Below are 17,529 nucleotides of genomic sequence, written 5' to 3' on the forward strand. Positions count from 1 at the left end.
GGTGACCGGCCTTCTCGTCCCCAACGGACCCCCGGAAAGGTGCGCGCATGACGAGCACAGTCCCCGCCCCCGTCGCCCGTACGGCCGACGGACACGCCCTGCAGGCGGTGCTGCTCGACATGGACGGCACCCTCGTCGACACCGAAGGCTTCTGGTGGGAGATCGAAGTCGGCGTCTTCGGCGAACTCGGCCACCGCCTCGACGAATCCTGGCGGGACATCGTCGTCGGCGGCCCCATGACCCGCAGCGCCGGCTTCCTCATCGAATCCACCGGCGCCGACATCGGCCTCGCCGAGCTCACCGTCCTCCTCAACGAGCGCTTCGAAGCCCGCATCGCCGACCGCGTCCCCCTCATGCCCGGCGCCGAACGCCTCCTGAGCGAACTGGCCCGGCACAACGTCCCCACCGCCCTGGTCTCCGCCTCCCACCGGCGCGTCATCGACCAGGTCCTGCTCACCCTCGGCCGCGACCGCTTCACCATGACCGTCGCCGGCGACGAGGTCACGCGCACCAAGCCCCACCCCGACCCCTACCTCCTCGCCGCCCACACCCTCGGCGCCCACCCCTCCCGCTGCGCCGTCATCGAGGACACCGCCACCGGCGTCGCCGCCGCCGAAGCCGCCGGATGCAGGGTCGTCGCCATCCCCTCCGTAGGCCTGATCGCACCCGCCCCGGGCCGCACCATCGTCGGCTCCCTCGAAGACGTCGACCTGCCCTTCCTGCGCTCCCTCATCACTCCGCTGAACTGACCGCGCACGCTCCGTACCGGACGATCCGCCCCAGGACCAAGGTCCCGCGGGCGGATCTCCCGCGCACTTCCCCGAGGGCCGAAATTCCATCCCTACCGGGGGAGTTGTCCCGGGTGACCTTTGTCACCCGCAAAGCCCCCTTCGCACCACTGCGCGCCCTCCCGCACCACCCCTTGTGTCCCCATTGATCAGCACCTGACCGACTCTGCGCCCCACCCCGCGCACACCCCCCGGTCAACTCCCGCAACGGAGCGACAACACCCCCGCTCCACACCGTTCAAGCCACCCCTCCACAGGCCACTAATGTCGATCCGGGCACTGCGCCGCACCTCAGCCGTCCCGGACACACACCCCTGTTCCGGAACCGCGTGGACCGATCGTCACACCACCGGCCCGATCGTTCCGCCCAGAACGGGCGACCGTCGCGATGCCCTCCACGCCAGCTTTGAACAAGTGCCGGGTCGAGGGAGTACTTCCAGCATGAACCGCAAGACCATGGCGCTGACGGCAGCCGCCGGACTGCTCACCCCCGCGCTGACCGCCTGCGGCAGCACCAGCGGCGCAGGAGCGGGATCCGGAGCGATCGTCGTCGGAACCACCGACCGGTTCGAGGCAGCCGAATACGCCCCCGCCCCGCTCGACCCCGCCTACGCCTACGACGCCGGCACCTGGAACATCCTCCGCCAGACCGTCCAGACCCTGATGCACACCCCGCGCGGCGGCGGCCGGCCCGTCCCCGAAGCAGCCACCGACTGCCGCTTCACCGACACCGGCAACGAGAGCTACCGCTGCATCCTGCGCCCCGGCCTCACCTTCGCCGACGGCAGCCCCCTCACCGCGCAGGACGTCAAGTTCTCCATCGAACGCGTCCTCGCCATCAAGGACGAGAACGGCCCCTCCTCGCTGCTCTCCACCATCGACACCGTCGAAACCAAGGGCGCCGACACCGTCGTCTTCCACCTGAAGACCGCCGACGCCACCTTCCCGTACAAACTCTCCACCCCCGCCGCCGGCATCATCAGCTCCAAGAAGTACGACGCCAAGAAGCTCCGCGCGGGCTTCGACATCGACGGCTCCGGCCCCTACACCATGAAGGCCGAAGTCAAGGGCAACCGCCTCGTCCGCGCCGTCTTCAGCAAGAACCCCAACTACCGCGGTGATCTGAAACTCCAGAACGACAAGGCCGAACTGCGCGCCTTCGACGACTCCGACACCATGGGCAAAGCCCTGGAACGCGGCACCGTCCACATGGTCTCCCGCACCCTGTCGCCCGCCCAGATCACCGAACTCTCCGCCAATCCCCCCAAGGGCATCAAGCTCGTCCCCATGCCCGGCCTGGAGATCCGCTACCTCGGCTTCAACACCGAGGCCCCCGGAGTCAAGGACAAGGCCGTACGCCAGGCCCTCGCCGCCGCCGTCGACCGCAACGCCCTCATCGCCAAGGTCTACGGCAAGTCCGCGCAGCCCCTGTACTCCCTGGTCCCCACCACCCTGAGCGGCCACGTCAACTCCTTCTTCAACAAGTACGGCGAAGCCAACACCGCCAAGGCCGCCGACCTGCTGAAGACCGCCGGGATCAAAACCCCGGTCAAGCTGACCCTCAACTACACCAACGACCACTACGGCGACGGCACCGCGGCCGAGTTCGAAGCCCTCAAGACCCAGCTGAACTCCACCCAGCTCTTCGACATCACCGTCCAGGGCACCGACTGGGCCGACTTCAGGCCCGCACAGAAGAAGGGCGACTACGCCGCCTACGGGCTCGGCTGGTTCCCCGACTACCCCGACGCCGACAACTTCCTCGCCCCCTTCCTGGAGCAGGACAACTTCCTGGGCACGCCGTACGCCAACACCACGGTGCGCACCAAGCTCATCCCCGAATCGCGCCGCGCCGTCGACCGCGGCGTCGCCGGTCCCGCGATCGCGGAGATGCAGGACATCGTCGCCGAGGACGTACCCGTCCTGCCCCTGTGGCAGGGCAAGCAGTACGTCGCCGCACGCGACGGGATCACCGGAGTGGAGTGGTCGGTCAACGCCATCTCCGACCTCCAGCTGTGGGAACTCGGCCGCGGCGTCAGCGGCTGACGCCCCGGCACCAGGCCCCTGCACCAGGCCCCTGCACCAGGCCCCGGCCTCACCCCGCCCGTGACCCCACCACGGGCCGCAACACGAGCCAGACAGAACCAGACGAGCCCAGTGAGACTGAGAAGGACGTTCACGTGAAGACACGCAACCAGTGGTTGGCCGCCCCGCTCGGAGCGGCCACCGCCGCCGCACTGCTGAGCGGTTGCGGTGCGACGGACGGCTCCAGCGCCGGCAGCGGCAAGGGCGTCGTCATGGGCATATCCGACAAGGTGAAGGCCACCGACCCCGCCTCGGGCTACGACCCCGGCTCCTGGCTGCTCTTCAACAACGTCTTCCAGTCCCTGCTCAGCTTCCCCAAGGGCGGCACCACCCCCGAACCCGACGCCGCACAGGCCTGCGCGTTCGAGGGCAGCGAGAGCAAGACCTACGTGTGCACCCTGCGCGGCGGCCTGAAGTTCAGCAACGGCAACAGCCTCACCTCCAAGGACGTCAAGTACTCCTTCGAGCGCACGCTCAAGATCAACGACGAGAACGGCCCCGCCGTCATGCTCGCGTCGATCGGCAGCATCGACACCCCCGACGACAAGACCGTGGTCTTCCGCCTCAAGACCCCCGACGCGACCTTCCCCAGCAAGATCGCATCCGGCGCCGGCTCCATCGTCGACCACACCGAGTACCCCGCGGACAAACTCCGCACCGACGGCAAGGCCTTCGGCTCCGGCGTCTACAAGCTGGACTCGATCAACGACAAGAGCGCCGCCTTCTCCGTCAACGACAGCTACCGCGGCAAGGCCAAGCCGAAGAACAGCGGCGTCACCATGAAGTTCTTCAACGAGGACCAGGCCGCCCTCAAGAAGGTCCTCGAAAGCGGAGACGTCGACTTCGCCTTCCGCGGCCTCGCCGCCAAGGACATCGCCGGCCTCGCCTCCCAGACCGGAGACCAGAAGGTCGAGGTCGTCCAGGGCGCCGGCGCCGAAGTCGAACACCTCGTCTTCAACACGAGCGACCCCATCGCCGGAAAGCTCCCCGTCCGCAAGGCCATCGCCTACCTCGTCGACCGGGAAGCCCTCGTCAAAGAGGTCTACGACGGCACCGCCACCCCGCTCTACTCCATCGTCCCGGCCGGGATCGCCTCCCACACCACCCCCTTCTTCGACCGCTACGGCGGCACCCCCCAGCCCGACAAGGCCAAGGCCGCCCTCCGCGCAGCCGGCATCAAGGACAAGGTGAAGCTCACCCTGTACTCGACGCCCTCCCGCTACGGCCCCTCGACCGACGAGGAATTCCGCCTCATCGCCAAGCAGCTCAACGACAGCGGGCTCTTCGACGCCGACGTCAAGTCCGTCGAGTTCGAGCAGTACGAGAAGGACATCCAGGCAGGCAAGTACGGCGTCTACGTCAAGGGATGGGTCCCCGACTACCCCGACGCCGACAACTTCACGCAGCCCTTCTTCGGCCCCGACAACGTCCTGCACAACAACTACGAGAACAAGGAGATCACCGGGACGATCATCCCGTCGACCTCCGCCAAGTCCGACCGCGGCACCGCCAGCAACGACTACGCCCGCCTCCAGGACATCGTCGCCGAGGAGATTCCGCTCCTCCCGCTCTGGCAGGGCAAGCAGTACGCCGTCACCCGCCCCAACGTGACCGGCCTGCAGTGGTCCCTGGACGCCTCCACCGTCTTCCGCTTCTGGGAGATCAGCAAGGGCTGAGCCGCCCCGTTCAGGGCAGACCCGCGACGGCAACGGGCCCGCCTCCGCACCCAGCGGAAGCGGGCCCGTACCCGTGTGCCCGTACTCGTACCCGTACTCGTACCTGCGACCTCAGCGAGGGCGGCGGCCCGAGCCGCCTACTGACCGGCCCCCGGACGCACCAGACCGCTCTCGTACGCGTACACCGCCGCCTGCACCCGGTCCCGCAGACCCAGCTTCGTCAGCACATGACCCACATGCGTCTTCACCGTCGTCTCGCTCACGAACAGATCCGCCGCGATCTCCGCGTTCGACAACCCCCGGGCCACCAGCTTCAGCACCTCGACCTCCCGCTCCGTCAACGAAGCGATCATGTCCGGAACGCTGTCCTCACCCGACGGCAGATGCCCCGCGTACTTGTCCAGCAGCCGCCGCGTGATGCTCGGCGCCAGCATCGCCTCGCCACCCGCCACCACCCGGATCGCCTGCACCAGCTCCGCCGCCGGCGCATCCTTCAGCAAGAACCCACTGGCCCCCGCCCGCAGCGCCTCCACCACGTACTCGTCCAGGTCGAACGTCGTCAGCACCAGCACCTTCGCCGGACCGTCCCGCCCCGGACCCGTGATCTGCCGCGTCGCCTCCACCCCGTCCATCCGCGGCATCCGGATGTCCATCAGCACCACATCGGGCTGCAACGCCCGCACCTGGTCCAACGCCTGCAGACCGTCCCCGGCCTCACCCACCACCGCCACATCCTGTTCGGCCTCCAGGATCATCCGGAAACCGGTACGCAGCAGCGGCTGATCGTCGACCAGCAGTACGCGGATCGCCACGGGGTCCACCTCGTATTCATCGGGCCATCGGGGGGCATCGGATTCATTCGGACAGCAACGGGAAACCCGGCCCATTCTGCCCTGACCCCAAGATCAGGATTCGCCGCGGCCGGCCGACGGCAGCGCCAGCGGATACACCGGGGGAGTACCACCGAACTCCGGACACACCGCCTGATGATCACACCAGCCGCACAGCTTCGACTGCCGCGGCCGCCAGTCACCCGTCTCCGTCGCCTCCCGGATCGCCTCCCACAGCGCCAGCAGCTTGCGCTCCATCCGCTCCAGATCCTCGATCACCGGGTCGTACGTCACCACGTCCCCACTGCCCAGATACACCAGCTGCAGCCGCCGCGGCACCACCCGCTTCAGCCGCCACACCACCAGCGCGTAGAACTTCATCTGGAACAGCGCACCCTCGGCATACTCCGGCCGCGGCGCCTTCCCCGTCTTGTAATCGACGATCCGCACCTCACCCGTCGGCGCCACGTCCACCCGGTCGATGATCCCGCGCAGCCGAAGCCCCGACTCCAGCTCCGTCTCCACGAAGAACTCCCGCTCCACCGGCTCCAGCCGCGTCGGGTCCTCCAACGTGAACCACCGGTCCACCAACGCCTCGGCCTCGCCCAGCCAGCGCGTCAGCCCCGCCCCCTCGTCACCCTCCGGGAACAGCTCCAGCAACTCCGGCTTCGACTCCACCAGCCGGTCCCACTGCCCCGGAATCAACGCCTTCGCCCGCGGCGCCGTCCGCTCCGGCGCCGGATGATCGAAAAGCCGCTCCAGCACCGCGTGCACCAACGTCCCCCGCGTCGCCGCCGCACTCGGCTTCTCCGGCAGCTTGTCGATCACCCGGAACCGGTACAACAACGGACACCGCATGAAATCGCTCGCCCGCGAAGGCGACAGCGAGGAAGGCGCCACGGCCACCGCCTGCGCCGGCACCGAACCGGGCACGGAACTGGTCACGGGACTGGTCACTGCATCGTCCGGACCGCTGCCGGGGCTCGTCGTCATAGACAAAACCCTACGACCCGCCACCGACAGCACGCGCATACCATCGACGCCGACCCCCCTCGCACTGCATGATCGGAGCATCACACCGCGCAACGGCGCACCCCGACACCACGGGAAAAACCACCGGAACACCGGCGCACCACCGCACCGGACAGCAGCGAACGAAGGACAACCGTGGCAGACACCGACGAAACCGGCGAGCGCGCTGGCCGGCGCTCAGGACCGGGCGGCGGACTCCTCATGGGCCGCCCCTTCGGCGTGCCCGTCTACGTCTCGCCCAGCTGGTTCCTCGTCGCCGCCCTCATCACCTGGGTCTTCGGCGACCAGCTCGACCGGATCCTGCCCGACCTCGGCACCCTGCGCTACCTCGTGGCCCTCTTCTTCGCCGTCGCCTTCTACGCCTCGGTCCTCGTCCACGAACTCGCCCACACCATCGCCGCCCTCCGCTTCAAACTCCCCGTACGCCGCATCCAGCTCCAGTTCTTCGGCGGCGTCTCCGAGATCGAGAAGGAATCCGAAACCCCCGGCCGCGAATTCGTCCTCGCCTTCGTCGGCCCCCTCCTCTCCCTCCTCCTCGCCGGCGCCTTCTACCTCGGCATGAAAACCGTCGAACCCGCCAGCGTCCCCGGCGTCCTCCTCGCCGGCCTCATGATCTCCAACCTCCTCGTCGCCGCCTTCAACCTCCTCCCCGGCCTCCCCCTCGACGGCGGCCGCATGCTCCGCGCCGTCATCTGGGGCATCACCGGCAAACCCATGACCGGCACCATCGCCGCCGCCTGGGCCGGCCGCGCCCTCGCCGTCGCCGTCCTCCTCGGCCTGCCCCTCCTGAACTACACCGGGACCCTCGGCAACCCCACCGACGACATCGGCGGCATGGACACCGTCATGGACGCCCTCCTCGCCGCCATCCTCGCCGCCATCATCTGGACCGGCGCCGGCAACAGCCTCCGCGTCGCCCGCCTGCGCGAACACCTCCCGGAACTCCACGCCCGCAAACTCACCCGCCGTGCCATCCCCGTCGAGAACGCCACCCCCCTCTCCGAAGCCCTCCGCCGCGCCAACGACGCCGGCGCCCGCGCCCTCGTCATCGTCGACGGGCTCGGAGACCCCACCGGCATCGTCCGCGAGAGCGCCATCGCCTCCGTCCCCGAACACCGCCGCCCCTGGGTCTCGGCCGGCACCCTCGCCCAAGACCTCACCGACGGCATGAAGGTTTCAGCGGACCTCGGCGGCGAAGAACTCCTCGACCACCTCCGCGCCACCCCCGCCAGCGAATACCTCGTCCTCCAGGCCGACGGCACCATCTACGGCGTCCTCTCCACCCTCGACGTGGAAAAGGCCTTCGTGAAGGCCATGGCGCGGCCCCAGTCCTGAAGCCAATACACTGGTCACATGTCCGAACCGACCGGTGCCGCCCGCCGACGCGGGCCCTTCGAGGTCGGGGACCAGGTACAGCTCACCGACCCCAAGGGCCGCCACTACACGTTCACGCTCGAAGCAGGGAAGAATTTCCACACCCACAAGGGTTCCTTCCCGCACGACGAGCTGATCGGCTCCCCCGAGGGAAGCGTTGTCCGTACCACGGGCAACGTCGCCTACCTCGCGCTGCGACCCCTGCTCCCCGACTATGTCCTGTCCATGCCCCGCGGTGCCGCCGTGGTCTACCCCAAGGACGCAGGCCAGATCCTGGCCTTCGCCGACATCTTCCCCGGCGCCCGCGTCGTCGAAGCAGGCGTCGGCTCCGGCTCCCTGAGCAGCTTCCTGCTCCGCGCCATCGGCGACCAGGGCATGCTCCACAGCTACGAGCGCCGCCCGGACTTCGCCGAGATCGCCACGGCCAACGTCGAGCGCTACTTCGGCGGCCCGCACCCCGCGTGGCAGCTGACCGTGGGCGACCTCCAGGACAACCTGTCCGACACGGACGTCGACCGCGTGATCCTCGACATGCTCGCCCCCTGGGAGTGCCTGGAGGCCGTCTCCAAGGCGCTGGTCCCCGGCGGCATCCTCTGCTGCTACGTGGCCACCACCACCCAGCTCTCCCGGACCGTCGAATCCATCCGCGAGTTCGGCTGCTACGCCGAACCGCAGCCCTGGGAATCGATGATCCGCAACTGGCACGTCGAGGGCCTGGCCGTCCGCCCGGACCACCGCATGATCGGCCACACCGGCTTCCTCGTCACCGCCCGCCGCCTCGCGGACGGAGTCGAGCCGCCCATGCGCCGCCGCCGCCCCTCCAAGGGCGCCTACGGCGAGGACTACGACGGCCCCGGCAGCCAGTCCGCGGCCAAGACCGCAGAGACCGCCGCCACGGCCGCCGCCGCCGACACCGGCGACGGCGCCTGAGCAGCTGAGGACCTGAGGACCGTCCCGCCACCCGGCGGGGCGACCCGCACCACCAACACGAAGACGCTGTGCCGCAGTTCCCCCGGAACATCCGGGAACTGCGGCACAGCGTCTTTTCGTTGCCCTACGGGCCGGCCCCGCGCGAGCGCCCCCGCCGGTCCGGACCCACCCGTTCCACCCCGATGTGAGGTGTGGCACGATGCTGGCTCCCCGTCACCCTTCGCACAGGAGACACCCCGCGTGCCGCACAGCCCCGCCGAGCCGGCGCCGAGCACCCCCACCCCGGCGCACCACCGGACCCGGCCCGTCCACTGGCTCGCCACCGCCTCGGCCCTGGCCGCCGTCATAGCCGGCGCCGGACTCCTGCAGCCCGACCGCGCCACCGGAGCCTCCGCGGACCCCGTACGACCGGCGGGCCCCACGGAGTCCACGAGCCCCGCCGGCGGCCCCGAGACGGCCGCCCCCGACGCGCACGCGCTCACCTACCCCCTGGACTGCAAAGGCGCCCCACAGGCCGTCACGGCCACCGCCGAAGGCGACCTCGACGGCGACGGCCGCCCCGAAACCGTCGCGGCCGTCCGCTGCGACGCCGGCTCGGGCACCCCGCCGCACGCGATCTACGTCCTCACCCGGGACCCCGCGAAACCCCGCGTCGTCGCCACACTCCTCGAAGCCGGCCGCAAACAGACCGCGACCGATCTCACCGTCCGCGACGGGCTCGTCACCGCGACGCTCCTCGGGTACTCCTCGCCCGAAGTGCCCCGCTACAGCCCCGACACAGAGCAGCTCGCCAAGTGGCGCTGGACCGGCGGAAAATTCCGCCAGGAGCTTACGGATCCGACCCCCACAGGAGTTTGAACCGTCACTCCGCGTCGGGACCGAAGACTTCCACCCTGTCCGAAACCCGCCTTACGTGGATGCAATCCCCGGGACATTCCTTCGCGGAATCCACCACGTCCTGAAGCAGCACCAGCGGAACCGGAGTGGTCGCCCCCGCCTCCACGAGCAACTCGTCCGCAGGGCTCTTCACGTACGCCAGACCATCGATGTCCAGCTCGAACACCTCCGGTGCGTACTGCACACAGATGCCGTCGCCCGTGCAGAGGTCCTGGTCGATCCAGACCTCGAGCGGCTCTCCGGCCACGCCCGCGGTGCCCGCGGCCTGCCCGGCCACTGCCTCCTGCTGCACGGTCATATCTCCTGCCGTTCCCTGCTCTGAGTGATCCATCCCGGTCACAACTCGCGGCAAGTCGCACGAGCTCTGACGGGTGTTGAACAGTTCGACCTTACAACCGGCTGCTTTCCGATGTTGATGGGTGGGTATTTCCTTGACGGGAGGGAGTACGCAAGGGTGAAGATCGGACACACCCCTACCGTCTTTGTGATCTAGGGGTTTCAATCACCACCAGCCCAGGTAGGGTCAGAAAGCGTCCAGCTCCCCTTGGAGGAGGTGAGGACCGTGGCAGCCCACGACGACGACATCAACCGCGGCATCCGGCCCGGGCGAGGGTCTGAGGACCCCGCCGGCCAGGTTGCCTATCTCGAGCAGGAAATCGCCGTCCTGCGACGTAAGCTCGCCGACTCTCCGCGACACACGAGGATTCTCGAAGAGCGGATCGTCGAGCTCCAGACAAACCTGGCAGGCGTCTCCGCACAGAACGAGCGGCTGGCGAACACCCTGCGCGAGGCCCGCGACCAGATCGTGGCCCTCAAGGAAGAAGTCGACCGGCTCGCACAGCCGCCGGCCGGCTTCGGAGTCTTCCTGCAGTCCAACGAAGACGGAACCGTCGACATCTTCACCGGCGGCCGAAAGCTCCGCGTGAACGTGAGCCCCAGCGTCGAACCGGAAGACCTCCGGCGCGGCCAGGAGGTCATGCTCAACGAGGCCCTCAACGTGGTCGAGGCCATGGCGTACGAGCGGGCCGGGGACATCGTCACCCTCAAGGAAATCCTCGAGGACGGCGAGCGCGCCCTGGTGGTCGGGCACACCGACGAGGAAAGGGTGGTGAGGCTCGCCGAGCCGCTCCTGGACGTCACCATCCGCCCCGGCGACTCCCTGCTGCTCGAACCCCGCTCCGGCTACGTCTACGAGATCGTCCCCAAGAGCGAAGTCGAAGACCTCGTCCTCGAAGAGGTCCCGGACATCGACTACGACAAGATCGGCGGCCTGGGCGACCAGATCGAACTGATCCGCGACGCCGTCGAGCTCCCCTACCTCTACCCCGACCTCTTCAAGGAACACGAACTGCGGCCCCCGAAGGGCATCCTGCTCTACGGCCCTCCCGGCTGTGGCAAGACGCTCATCGCCAAGGCAGTGGCCAACTCCCTTGCCAAGAAGGTCGCCGAGGTCACCGGCCAGCCCACCGGGAAGTCCTACTTCCTGAACATCAAGGGCCCCGAACTCCTCAACAAGTACGTCGGCGAGACCGAGCGGCACATCCGCCTCGTCTTCCAGCGTGCGAGGGAGAAGGCGAGCGAGGGCACCCCCGTCATCGTCTTCTTCGACGAGATGGAATCCCTCTTCCGCACCCGCGGATCCGGAGTCAGCTCGGACGTGGAGAACACCATCGTCCCCCAGCTGCTCGCCGAGATCGACGGCGTGGAAGGCCTGGAGAACGTCATCGTCATCGGCGCCTCCAACCGCGAGGACATGATCGACCCGGCCATCCTGCGCCCCGGCCGGCTCGACGTGAAGATCAAGATCGAGCGCCCCGGCGCCGAAGCCGCCAAGGACATCTTCGCGAAGTACCTCAAGGCCACCCTGCCCCTGCACACCGACGACCTCGGCGAGCACCAGGGCTCCACCGCCGAAACCGTCCACAGCATGATCCAGACCGTCGTCGAGCAGATGTACGCCGAAACCGAGGAAAACCGCTTCCTCGAGGTCACGTACGCCAACGGCGACAAGGAAGTCCTCTACTTCAAGGACTTCAACTCCGGCGCGATGATCCAGAACATCGTGGACCGTGCGAAGAAGATGGCCATCAAGGCCTTCCTCGAGCACAACCAGAAGGGCCTTCGCGTCGCCCATCTCCTCCAGGCTTGCGTGGACGAGTTCAAGGAGAACGAAGACCTGCCCAACACCACCAACCCCGACGACTGGGCCCGAATCTCCGGAAAGAAGGGCGAGCGGATCGTATTCATCCGAACCCTCGTCACCGGAAAGCAAGGCGCGGACACCGGACGCTCCATCGACACGGTGGCCAACACCGGTCAGTACCTCTGACAAACCGGGCCGGCTGCGGGTGCCCGGCAAGGGCACCCGCAGCCGACTGCTTTACCAAACGCTCTTTTCAGCCGGTGACAGGGCAAAGTCAATGACTGAAATGATCTCCCCACCAGCGCGGAGTGGTTCTAGGCTCTTCCATACCGCAGGTCGCGCAGTGCGGGGACGGGCACCGCACACGACGCACCGGAGCACCAGCGGTACTTGAGCGCCGCTCCCGCACGGGAGCGCCGCCGGGCAAGGAGGGCCGCATGACCGTACGGCGAGTAATGGGGATCGAGACGGAGTACGGGATCTCCGTCCCGGGGCACCCGAACGCCAATGCCATGCTCACGTCGTCCCAGATCGTCAACGCCTACGCGGCGGCGATGCACCGGGCGCGACGCGCCCGCTGGGACTTCGAGGAAGAGAACCCGCTGCGGGACGCCCGCGGCTTCGACCTCGCCCGCGAGGCCGCCGACAACAGCCAGCTCACCGACGAGGACATCGGCCTCGCCAACGTCATCCTCACCAACGGCGCACGCCTCTACGTGGACCACGCACACCCCGAATACAGCTCCCCGGAGATCACCAACCCCCTCGACGCCGTCCTCTGGGACAAGGCCGGCGAGCGGATCATGGCCGAAGCGGCTGTCAGGGCCGCCCAGCTCCCCGGGGCCCAGCCCATCCACCTCTACAAGAACAACACCGACAACAAGGGCGCCTCCTACGGCACGCACGAGAACTACCTGATGAAGCGGGAAACCCCCTTCTCGGACATCGTGCGCCACCTCACCCCCTTCTTCGTCTCCCGCCTCGTCTTCACCGGCGCCGGCCGCGTCGGCATCGGCCAGGACGGCCGCGAACACGGCTTCCAGATCAGCCAGCGCGCCGACTACTTCGAAGTCGAGGTCGGCCTGGAGACCACCCTCAAGCGCCCCATCATCAACACGAGGGACGAGCCGCACTCGGACGCGGAAAAGTACCGTCGCCTCCACGTGATCATCGGCGACGCCAACCTCTCCGAGATCTCCACCTACCTCAAGCTCGGCACCACCGCACTCGTCCTGTCCATGATCGAAGACGGCTACATCAACGTCGACCTCGCCGTGGACCAGCCCGTACGCACCCTCCACCAGGTCTCCCACGACCCCGACCTGCGCCACCTGATCACGCTGCGCAGCGGTCGGACACTGACCGCCATCCAACTCCAGATGGAGTACTACGAGCTGGCCAGGAAGTACGTGGAGGAGCGTTTCGGCTCCGACGCGGACGAGCAGACCAAGGACATCCTGCTCCGCTGGGAGGACGTACTGGGCCGGCTGGAGACCGACCCGATGAGCCTGTCGGGAGAGCTCGACTGGATCGCGAAGCGGGAGATCCTGGAGGGCTACCGGCGCCGGGACGGCCTCGGCTGGGACGCGGCCCGGCTCCACCTGGTGGACCTGCAGTACGCGGACGTACGGCCCGAGAAGGGGCTGTACAACCGCCTGGTGGCCCGCGGCAAGATGAAGCGGCTGCTGGAAGAGCCGGCGGTGGAACGGGCGCAGAGCAAGCCGCCGGAGGACACCCGGGCGTACTTCCGGGGGCGGTGCCTGGAGCAGTACGCGGACGACGTGGCGGCGGCCTCGTGGGACTCGGTGATCTTCGACCTGCCGGGCCACGACTCCCTCCAGCGGGTCCCGACCCTGGAACCCCTGCGGGGCACCCGTGCCCACGTGAAGGAGCTCCTGGACCGCTGCCGCACGGCGGAGGACCTGGTGCGGGTGCTCTCGGGGCGGTAAGCCTTTCCGGTCCCCGGGCGGGGGCTGAAAGGCCCCCGGCCCGGGAATCATGAAGACATCCGGACGTTATGAAAGTACCGGGACGGATGTCGGGCCCTCCTTGTAGGGTCCGACGTAGAGTCTGATCTTGAGGGATCCCGAATTCGCGGGGTCTTTCGACGTGAGCGTGCGAACCGAGCGGGGTGAGCTAGACATGGCGACCAAGGACACCGGCGGCGGACAGCAGAAGGCGCAGCGCTCGACCGAGGAGGTCGAGGAGGCAGCGGTCGAAGAATCGACCGACCTCAAGGAGCGACAGGAAAAGCTCTCCGACGACGTCGACTCCGTACTTGACGAAATCGACGACGTCTTGGAGGAGAACGCCGAGGATTTTGTGCGGTCCTTCGTGCAAAAGGGCGGTCAGTGAAGGTCCTGGGTTAAATAGACCTTCGAATCGAAGGTGTGGGGGGTTGCGTGGCCGAGGCGGCGCCTGAGGGAATGAAGCGTTGCTCGCGCTGTAAGCGTGTTCAACCATTCGAGGCCTTCGCGAGTAATCGCGCGATGCGGGACGGCTTTCAGGCGTACTGCCGTGAGTGCCAGGCTGATCACTACAAACAGCGGCAAGAAGCGAAGGGGCGGACGGTACGGGAGAAGATTCCCGTACCGTCGGGCCACAAGCGGTGTCCCCAATGCGGGGAGATCAAGTCCCACGCGGAGTGGGAGCGGAACAAGACGAGCTCGGACGGTTGGGCCAGCTACTGCCGTGACTGCCGAGCACAACGGAACCGGGCCTCGTACTTCAAGCGGCACTACGGCATCACCGAGGCCGAGCGTGACGAGATGATCGCTGCCCAGGGCGGGGTCTGCGTGATCTGCCAAGAGGCTCCGGCGGAGCATGTGGATCACGATCATCAGACGGGTAAGGTCCGAGGCGTACTTTGCTTCGGCTGCAACGCAGGAATCGGGCAACTCAAGGATCGGCCGGACGTCTTGAGGCGTGCAGCCGCTTACGTGGAAGGAAACCTGTGGAACCCAACACTCGTAGCACAGGGCGTCTACCGGCAGCCTTCCTGACGCCGGGGTCGTCGTCCTTCATGGACTTCTTGGGCGCGCACCAGCCCGAGATGCTCCCGGGCAACCGGAAGCTGCCCGACGGGGTCATCGAGGCGCCGCACGGGACGACCATCGTGGCCGCCACCTTCCCCGGCGGGGTGGTCCTCGCCGGTGACCGGCGCGCGACCATGGGGAACATGATCGCGCAGCGGGACATCGAGAAGGTGTTCCCGGCGGACGAGTACTCCGCCGTCGGCATCGCCGGCACCGCCGGTCTGGCCGTGGAGATGGTGAAGCTGTTCCAGCTGGAGCTGGAGCACTTCGAGAAGGTGGAGGGGGCGACCCTCTCCCTCGAAGGTAAGGCGAACCGGCTGTCGACCATGATCCGGAGCAATCTGGGGATGGCCATGCAGGGCCTGGCCGTCGTGCCGCTCTTCGCGGGGTACGACGAGGCCAAGGAGAGGGGGCGGATCTTCTCCTACGACGTGACCGGCGGCCGCTCCGAGGAGCACGGCTACGCCGCCACCGGGTCCGGCTCGATCTTCGCCCGCGGCTCGATGAAGAAGCTGTACCACTCGAAGCTGACGGAGGAAGAGGCCACGACGCTCGTCGTGCAGGCGTTGTACGACGCAGCCGACGACGACTCGGCCACGGGCGGTCCGGACCTCTACCGCCATATCTACCCCATCGTCACCGTCATGACCGACGAGGGATTCCGCAGGCTGACCGACGAGGAGTCCTCGGAGCTGGCCCGCAAGATCACGAACCGCCGGCTGGAGCAGCCCGACGGTCCGCGCGCCGCCCTGCTCTGACCAGCCCCGCCCTGACCTCCTCGTCGTCCAGAAGAAAGGGACGGAAAGCCGGTGTCGACTCCGTTCTATGTGTCACCCCAGCAGGCCATGGCCGACCGGGCGGAATACGCCCGCAAGGGCATCGCCCGCGGTCGCAGCCTTGTTGTGATCCAGTACGCCGACGGCATCGTGTTCGTCGGTGAGAACCCGTCCCGTGCGCTGCACAAGTTCAGCGAGATCTACGACCGGATCGGCTTCGCGGCCGCCGGCAAGTACAACGAGTACGAGAACCTGCGCATCGGCGGTGTGCGGTACGCCGATCTGCGTGGATACACCTACGACCGTGACGATGTGACGGCCCGTGGGCTGGCGAACGTCTACGCGCAGACGCTCGGCACGATCTTCTCGAGTGCGGGGGAGAAGCCGTACGAGGTGGAGCTGGTGGTGGCGGAGGTCGGTGCGACCGCTGCCGGGGACCAGATCTATCGCCTGCCGCACGACGGGTCGATCGTCGACGAGCACGGGTCGGTCGCCGTTGGTGGCAACGCCGAGCAGATCAGCACCTTCCTCGACCAGCGCCACCAGGACGGGATGACCCTGCCCGACGCGCTGAAGCTGGCGGTGCAGGCGCTGTCGAGTCAGGCGAACGGCGCGGACAAGACGATCCCGGCGGAGCGGCTGGAGGTGGCGGTGCTGGACCGTACGCGGTCGCAGCAGCGCAAGTTCAAGCGGATCCGTGGCCGGCAGCTGTCGCGGCTGCTGGAGGCGGACGTTCCGGCGGCGGCTCAGGCGGATGCCGTGTCGAACGACGAGGCTCCTGAAGAGGAAGCCGAGTAGAGCGCGTACGGAGTGGGTGGGCGCCCCTGGCCTTCGGGTCGGGGGCGCTTTCGCGTTCCCGGGCTCAGATGCCGGGTGCCGGGCCGGTGGAGTCGCGGACGACGAGGTGGACCGGGATGTCGACGGGGGTCCAGGGGGTGCCTTCGAGGACGGCGAGGAGGGCGGTCATGCCCTGTTCGCCGACGCGTTCGGCGGGGAGGTGGACGGTGGTGAGTTCGGGTTCGACGGCGGTGGCGAGGGCGAGGTCGTCGAAGCCGGTGACGGAGAGGTCCTCGGGGATGCGCAGGCCGAGGCGGCGGGCGGCTTTGCAGGCGCCGGCGGCGAGGATGTCGTCGTCGCAGACGATGGCGGTGGGGCGGCGGTCCGCGGGGGTGTCCAGGGCGCTCTCCATGGCCGTACGGGCGGCTTCCACGCTGAGGTGGGCCCGTACGGTGCACAGCTCGGCGGGGGGCGGCAGGAGGGCGGCCAGGGCGTTGGCCCGGACGTCGAAGGTCCAGGAGTCGATGGCGGAGGCGAGGTGGAGGAAGCGGTGGTGGCCGTGGGTGAGGAGGTGTTCGGTGGTTTGGCGCATGCCGTCGGCGATGGCGAGGTTGACGTGGGCGTGGGCGGTGTCGGCGGTGGGGTCGCTGTCGAGCATGACGAGGGGGAGTGCGTCGCCGCCGAGGGCGTGGAGGGCGTCGGCGGCCATGGAGGAGGCGATGACTCCGTCGAGGGCGGCGCGGGCGGAGGCGAAGGGGTTGCGGGCGGGGCCGGTGCCGTCGGGGGAGGGGTAGAGGACGACGCCGAAGCCGTGTTCGGCGGCGATGCGGGCGGCGCCGGTGTAGACGCGGGCGAAGAATTCGTTGGTGAGGGCGGGGACGACGAGGAGGGCGGTGCGGGTGGAGCCGAGGCGGAGGTTGCGGGCGGCGAGGTTGGGGCGGTAGCCGAGTTCGGTGGCGGTGTGGCGGACGTGGTCGGCGGTGCGTTCGGAGACGCGGCCGCGCCATTTGTCGCCGAGGACGAGGGAGACGGTGGCCTGGGAGACTCCGGCGGCGGTGGCCACGTCGCGGCTGGTGGGTCTCGTCACACGGTGCTCCTGTAGTGCGAGGTCGCGGGGGGTGTGGGGGTGGGGTGTGGGGGTCGGGTGGGTGGACCGTCCGACTGTGGTCATGGTACGTATGACCGG

The 17,529-nt window shown here is 68.3% G+C and carries 16 protein-coding genes; 12 read left to right on the plus strand and 4 right to left on the minus strand.

Annotation, left to right across the window (positions count from 1 at the left end):
- Positions 1–47: 47 nt before the first annotated feature.
- The 3 genes from MTF69_RS13645 (at position 48) to MTF69_RS13655 (ending at position 4,549) form a co-directional block, all read left to right on the plus strand.
- Positions 48–749: an HAD family phosphatase gene (locus MTF69_RS13645; RefSeq protein ID WP_243334006.1), complete on the plus strand. Its 702-nt coding sequence runs from the start codon at positions 48–50 to the stop codon at positions 747–749.
- Positions 750–1,229: 480 nt separating this feature from the next.
- Positions 1,230–2,834, plus strand: a complete 1,605-nt coding sequence (locus MTF69_RS13650; RefSeq protein ID WP_243334008.1) for an ABC transporter substrate-binding protein — start codon at positions 1,230–1,232, stop codon at positions 2,832–2,834.
- A 134-nt stretch (positions 2,835–2,968) separates the two neighbouring features.
- Positions 2,969–4,549, plus strand: a complete 1,581-nt coding sequence (locus MTF69_RS13655) for an ABC transporter substrate-binding protein (RefSeq protein ID WP_243334009.1) — start codon at positions 2,969–2,971, stop codon at positions 4,547–4,549.
- Between the two features lie 137 nt (positions 4,550–4,686).
- Here MTF69_RS13655 and MTF69_RS13660 read toward each other — a convergent pair whose 3' ends face one another.
- Positions 4,687–5,361, minus strand: a complete 675-nt coding sequence (locus MTF69_RS13660; protein ID WP_243334010.1) for a response regulator transcription factor — start codon at positions 5,359–5,361, stop codon at positions 4,687–4,689.
- 93 nt (positions 5,362–5,454) lie between these two features.
- Positions 5,455–6,372 carry a RecB family exonuclease gene (locus tag MTF69_RS13665; protein ID WP_243334011.1) on the minus strand — a complete coding sequence of 306 codons (918 nt, stop codon included), beginning with the start codon at positions 6,370–6,372 and terminating at the stop codon, positions 5,455–5,457.
- A 240-nt stretch (positions 6,373–6,612) separates the two neighbouring features.
- Between MTF69_RS13665 and MTF69_RS13670 the strand changes: the two genes are divergently transcribed.
- The 3 genes from MTF69_RS13670 (at position 6,613) to MTF69_RS13680 (ending at position 9,573) form a co-directional block, all read left to right on the plus strand.
- The gene (locus MTF69_RS13670; protein ID WP_279345768.1) at positions 6,613–7,746 is read left to right on the plus strand and encodes a site-2 protease family protein; all 1,134 of its coding nucleotides are present in this window, start codon (positions 6,613–6,615) and stop codon (positions 7,744–7,746) included.
- Positions 7,747–7,764: 18 nt separating this feature from the next.
- Complete coding sequence (locus tag MTF69_RS13675) at positions 7,765–8,715, plus strand: tRNA (adenine-N1)-methyltransferase (RefSeq protein ID WP_243334014.1); 951 nt, start codon at positions 7,765–7,767, stop codon at positions 8,713–8,715.
- Between the two features lie 240 nt (positions 8,716–8,955).
- Positions 8,956–9,573: a hypothetical protein gene (locus tag MTF69_RS13680; protein WP_243334016.1), complete on the plus strand. Its 618-nt coding sequence runs from the start codon at positions 8,956–8,958 to the stop codon at positions 9,571–9,573.
- A 4-nt stretch (positions 9,574–9,577) separates the two neighbouring features.
- Here MTF69_RS13680 and MTF69_RS13685 read toward each other — a convergent pair whose 3' ends face one another.
- Positions 9,578–9,910 carry a ferredoxin gene (locus MTF69_RS13685; protein WP_243334018.1) on the minus strand — a complete coding sequence of 111 codons (333 nt, stop codon included), beginning with the start codon at positions 9,908–9,910 and terminating at the stop codon, positions 9,578–9,580.
- Between the two features lie 264 nt (positions 9,911–10,174).
- Between MTF69_RS13685 and arc the strand changes: the two genes are divergently transcribed.
- The 6 genes from arc to prcA all read left to right on the plus strand — a co-directional run bounded on the left by arc (position 10,175) and on the right by prcA (position 16,364).
- A complete protein-coding gene (gene arc / locus MTF69_RS13690) occupies positions 10,175–11,941 on the plus strand; it encodes a proteasome ATPase (protein ID WP_243334020.1) in 1,767 nt (588 codons plus the stop codon).
- Positions 11,942–12,192: 251 nt separating this feature from the next.
- A complete protein-coding gene (gene dop, locus MTF69_RS13695) occupies positions 12,193–13,704 on the plus strand; it encodes a depupylase/deamidase Dop (protein WP_243334022.1) in 1,512 nt (503 codons plus the stop codon).
- A gap of 193 nt (positions 13,705–13,897) precedes the next feature.
- The gene (locus MTF69_RS13700; RefSeq protein WP_133898495.1) at positions 13,898–14,110 is read left to right on the plus strand and encodes a ubiquitin-like protein Pup; all 213 of its coding nucleotides are present in this window, start codon (positions 13,898–13,900) and stop codon (positions 14,108–14,110) included.
- Positions 14,111–14,181: 71 nt separating this feature from the next.
- A complete protein-coding gene (locus tag MTF69_RS13705) occupies positions 14,182–14,757 on the plus strand; it encodes an endonuclease VII domain-containing protein (RefSeq protein ID WP_243334516.1) in 576 nt (191 codons plus the stop codon).
- Complete coding sequence (prcB, locus tag MTF69_RS13710; protein ID WP_243334024.1) at positions 14,709–15,548, plus strand: proteasome subunit beta; 840 nt, start codon at positions 14,709–14,711, stop codon at positions 15,546–15,548. Before MTF69_RS13705 ends, prcB begins: the two co-directional genes overlap by 49 nt.
- Positions 15,549–15,599: 51 nt before the next feature.
- The gene (prcA, locus tag MTF69_RS13715; protein WP_243334026.1) at positions 15,600–16,364 is read left to right on the plus strand and encodes a proteasome subunit alpha; all 765 of its coding nucleotides are present in this window, start codon (positions 15,600–15,602) and stop codon (positions 16,362–16,364) included.
- Positions 16,365–16,428: 64 nt separating this feature from the next.
- Here prcA and MTF69_RS13720 read toward each other — a convergent pair whose 3' ends face one another.
- Positions 16,429–17,430, minus strand: coding sequence for a LacI family DNA-binding transcriptional regulator (locus MTF69_RS13720; RefSeq protein WP_243334028.1), 1,002 nt, complete (start codon positions 17,428–17,430; stop codon positions 16,429–16,431).
- Positions 17,431–17,529: the final 99 nt, after the last annotated feature.

The sequence above is a fragment of the Streptomyces sp. AP-93 genome, from assembly GCF_022808175.1.
GTDB lineage: Bacteria > Actinomycetota > Actinomycetes > Streptomycetales > Streptomycetaceae > Streptomyces.

What these genes read in the sequence shown, in the direction of transcription:
- MTF69_RS13645 (WP_243334006.1), top strand. Translation starts at nt 48, where the DNA reads ATGACGAGCACAGTCCCCGCCCCCGTCGCCCGTACGGCCGACGGACAC.
- MTF69_RS13650 (WP_243334008.1), top strand. Translation starts at nt 1,230, where the DNA reads ATGAACCGCAAGACCATGGCGCTGACGGCAGCCGCCGGACTGCTCACC.
- MTF69_RS13665 (WP_243334011.1), bottom strand. Translation starts at nt 6,372, where the DNA reads ATGACGACGAGCCCCGGCAGCGGTCCGGACGATGCAGTGACCAGTCCC.
- MTF69_RS13670 (WP_279345768.1), top strand. Translation starts at nt 6,613, where the DNA reads ATGGGCCGCCCCTTCGGCGTGCCCGTCTACGTCTCGCCCAGCTGGTTC.
- MTF69_RS13675 (WP_243334014.1), top strand. Translation starts at nt 7,765, where the DNA reads ATGTCCGAACCGACCGGTGCCGCCCGCCGACGCGGGCCCTTCGAGGTC.
- MTF69_RS13685 (WP_243334018.1), bottom strand. Translation starts at nt 9,910, where the DNA reads ATGACCGTGCAGCAGGAGGCAGTGGCCGGGCAGGCCGCGGGCACCGCG.
- dop (WP_243334022.1), top strand. Translation starts at nt 12,193, where the DNA reads ATGACCGTACGGCGAGTAATGGGGATCGAGACGGAGTACGGGATCTCC.
- MTF69_RS13700 (WP_133898495.1), top strand. Translation starts at nt 13,898, where the DNA reads ATGGCGACCAAGGACACCGGCGGCGGACAGCAGAAGGCGCAGCGCTCG.
- MTF69_RS13705 (WP_243334516.1), top strand. Translation starts at nt 14,182, where the DNA reads ATGAAGCGTTGCTCGCGCTGTAAGCGTGTTCAACCATTCGAGGCCTTC.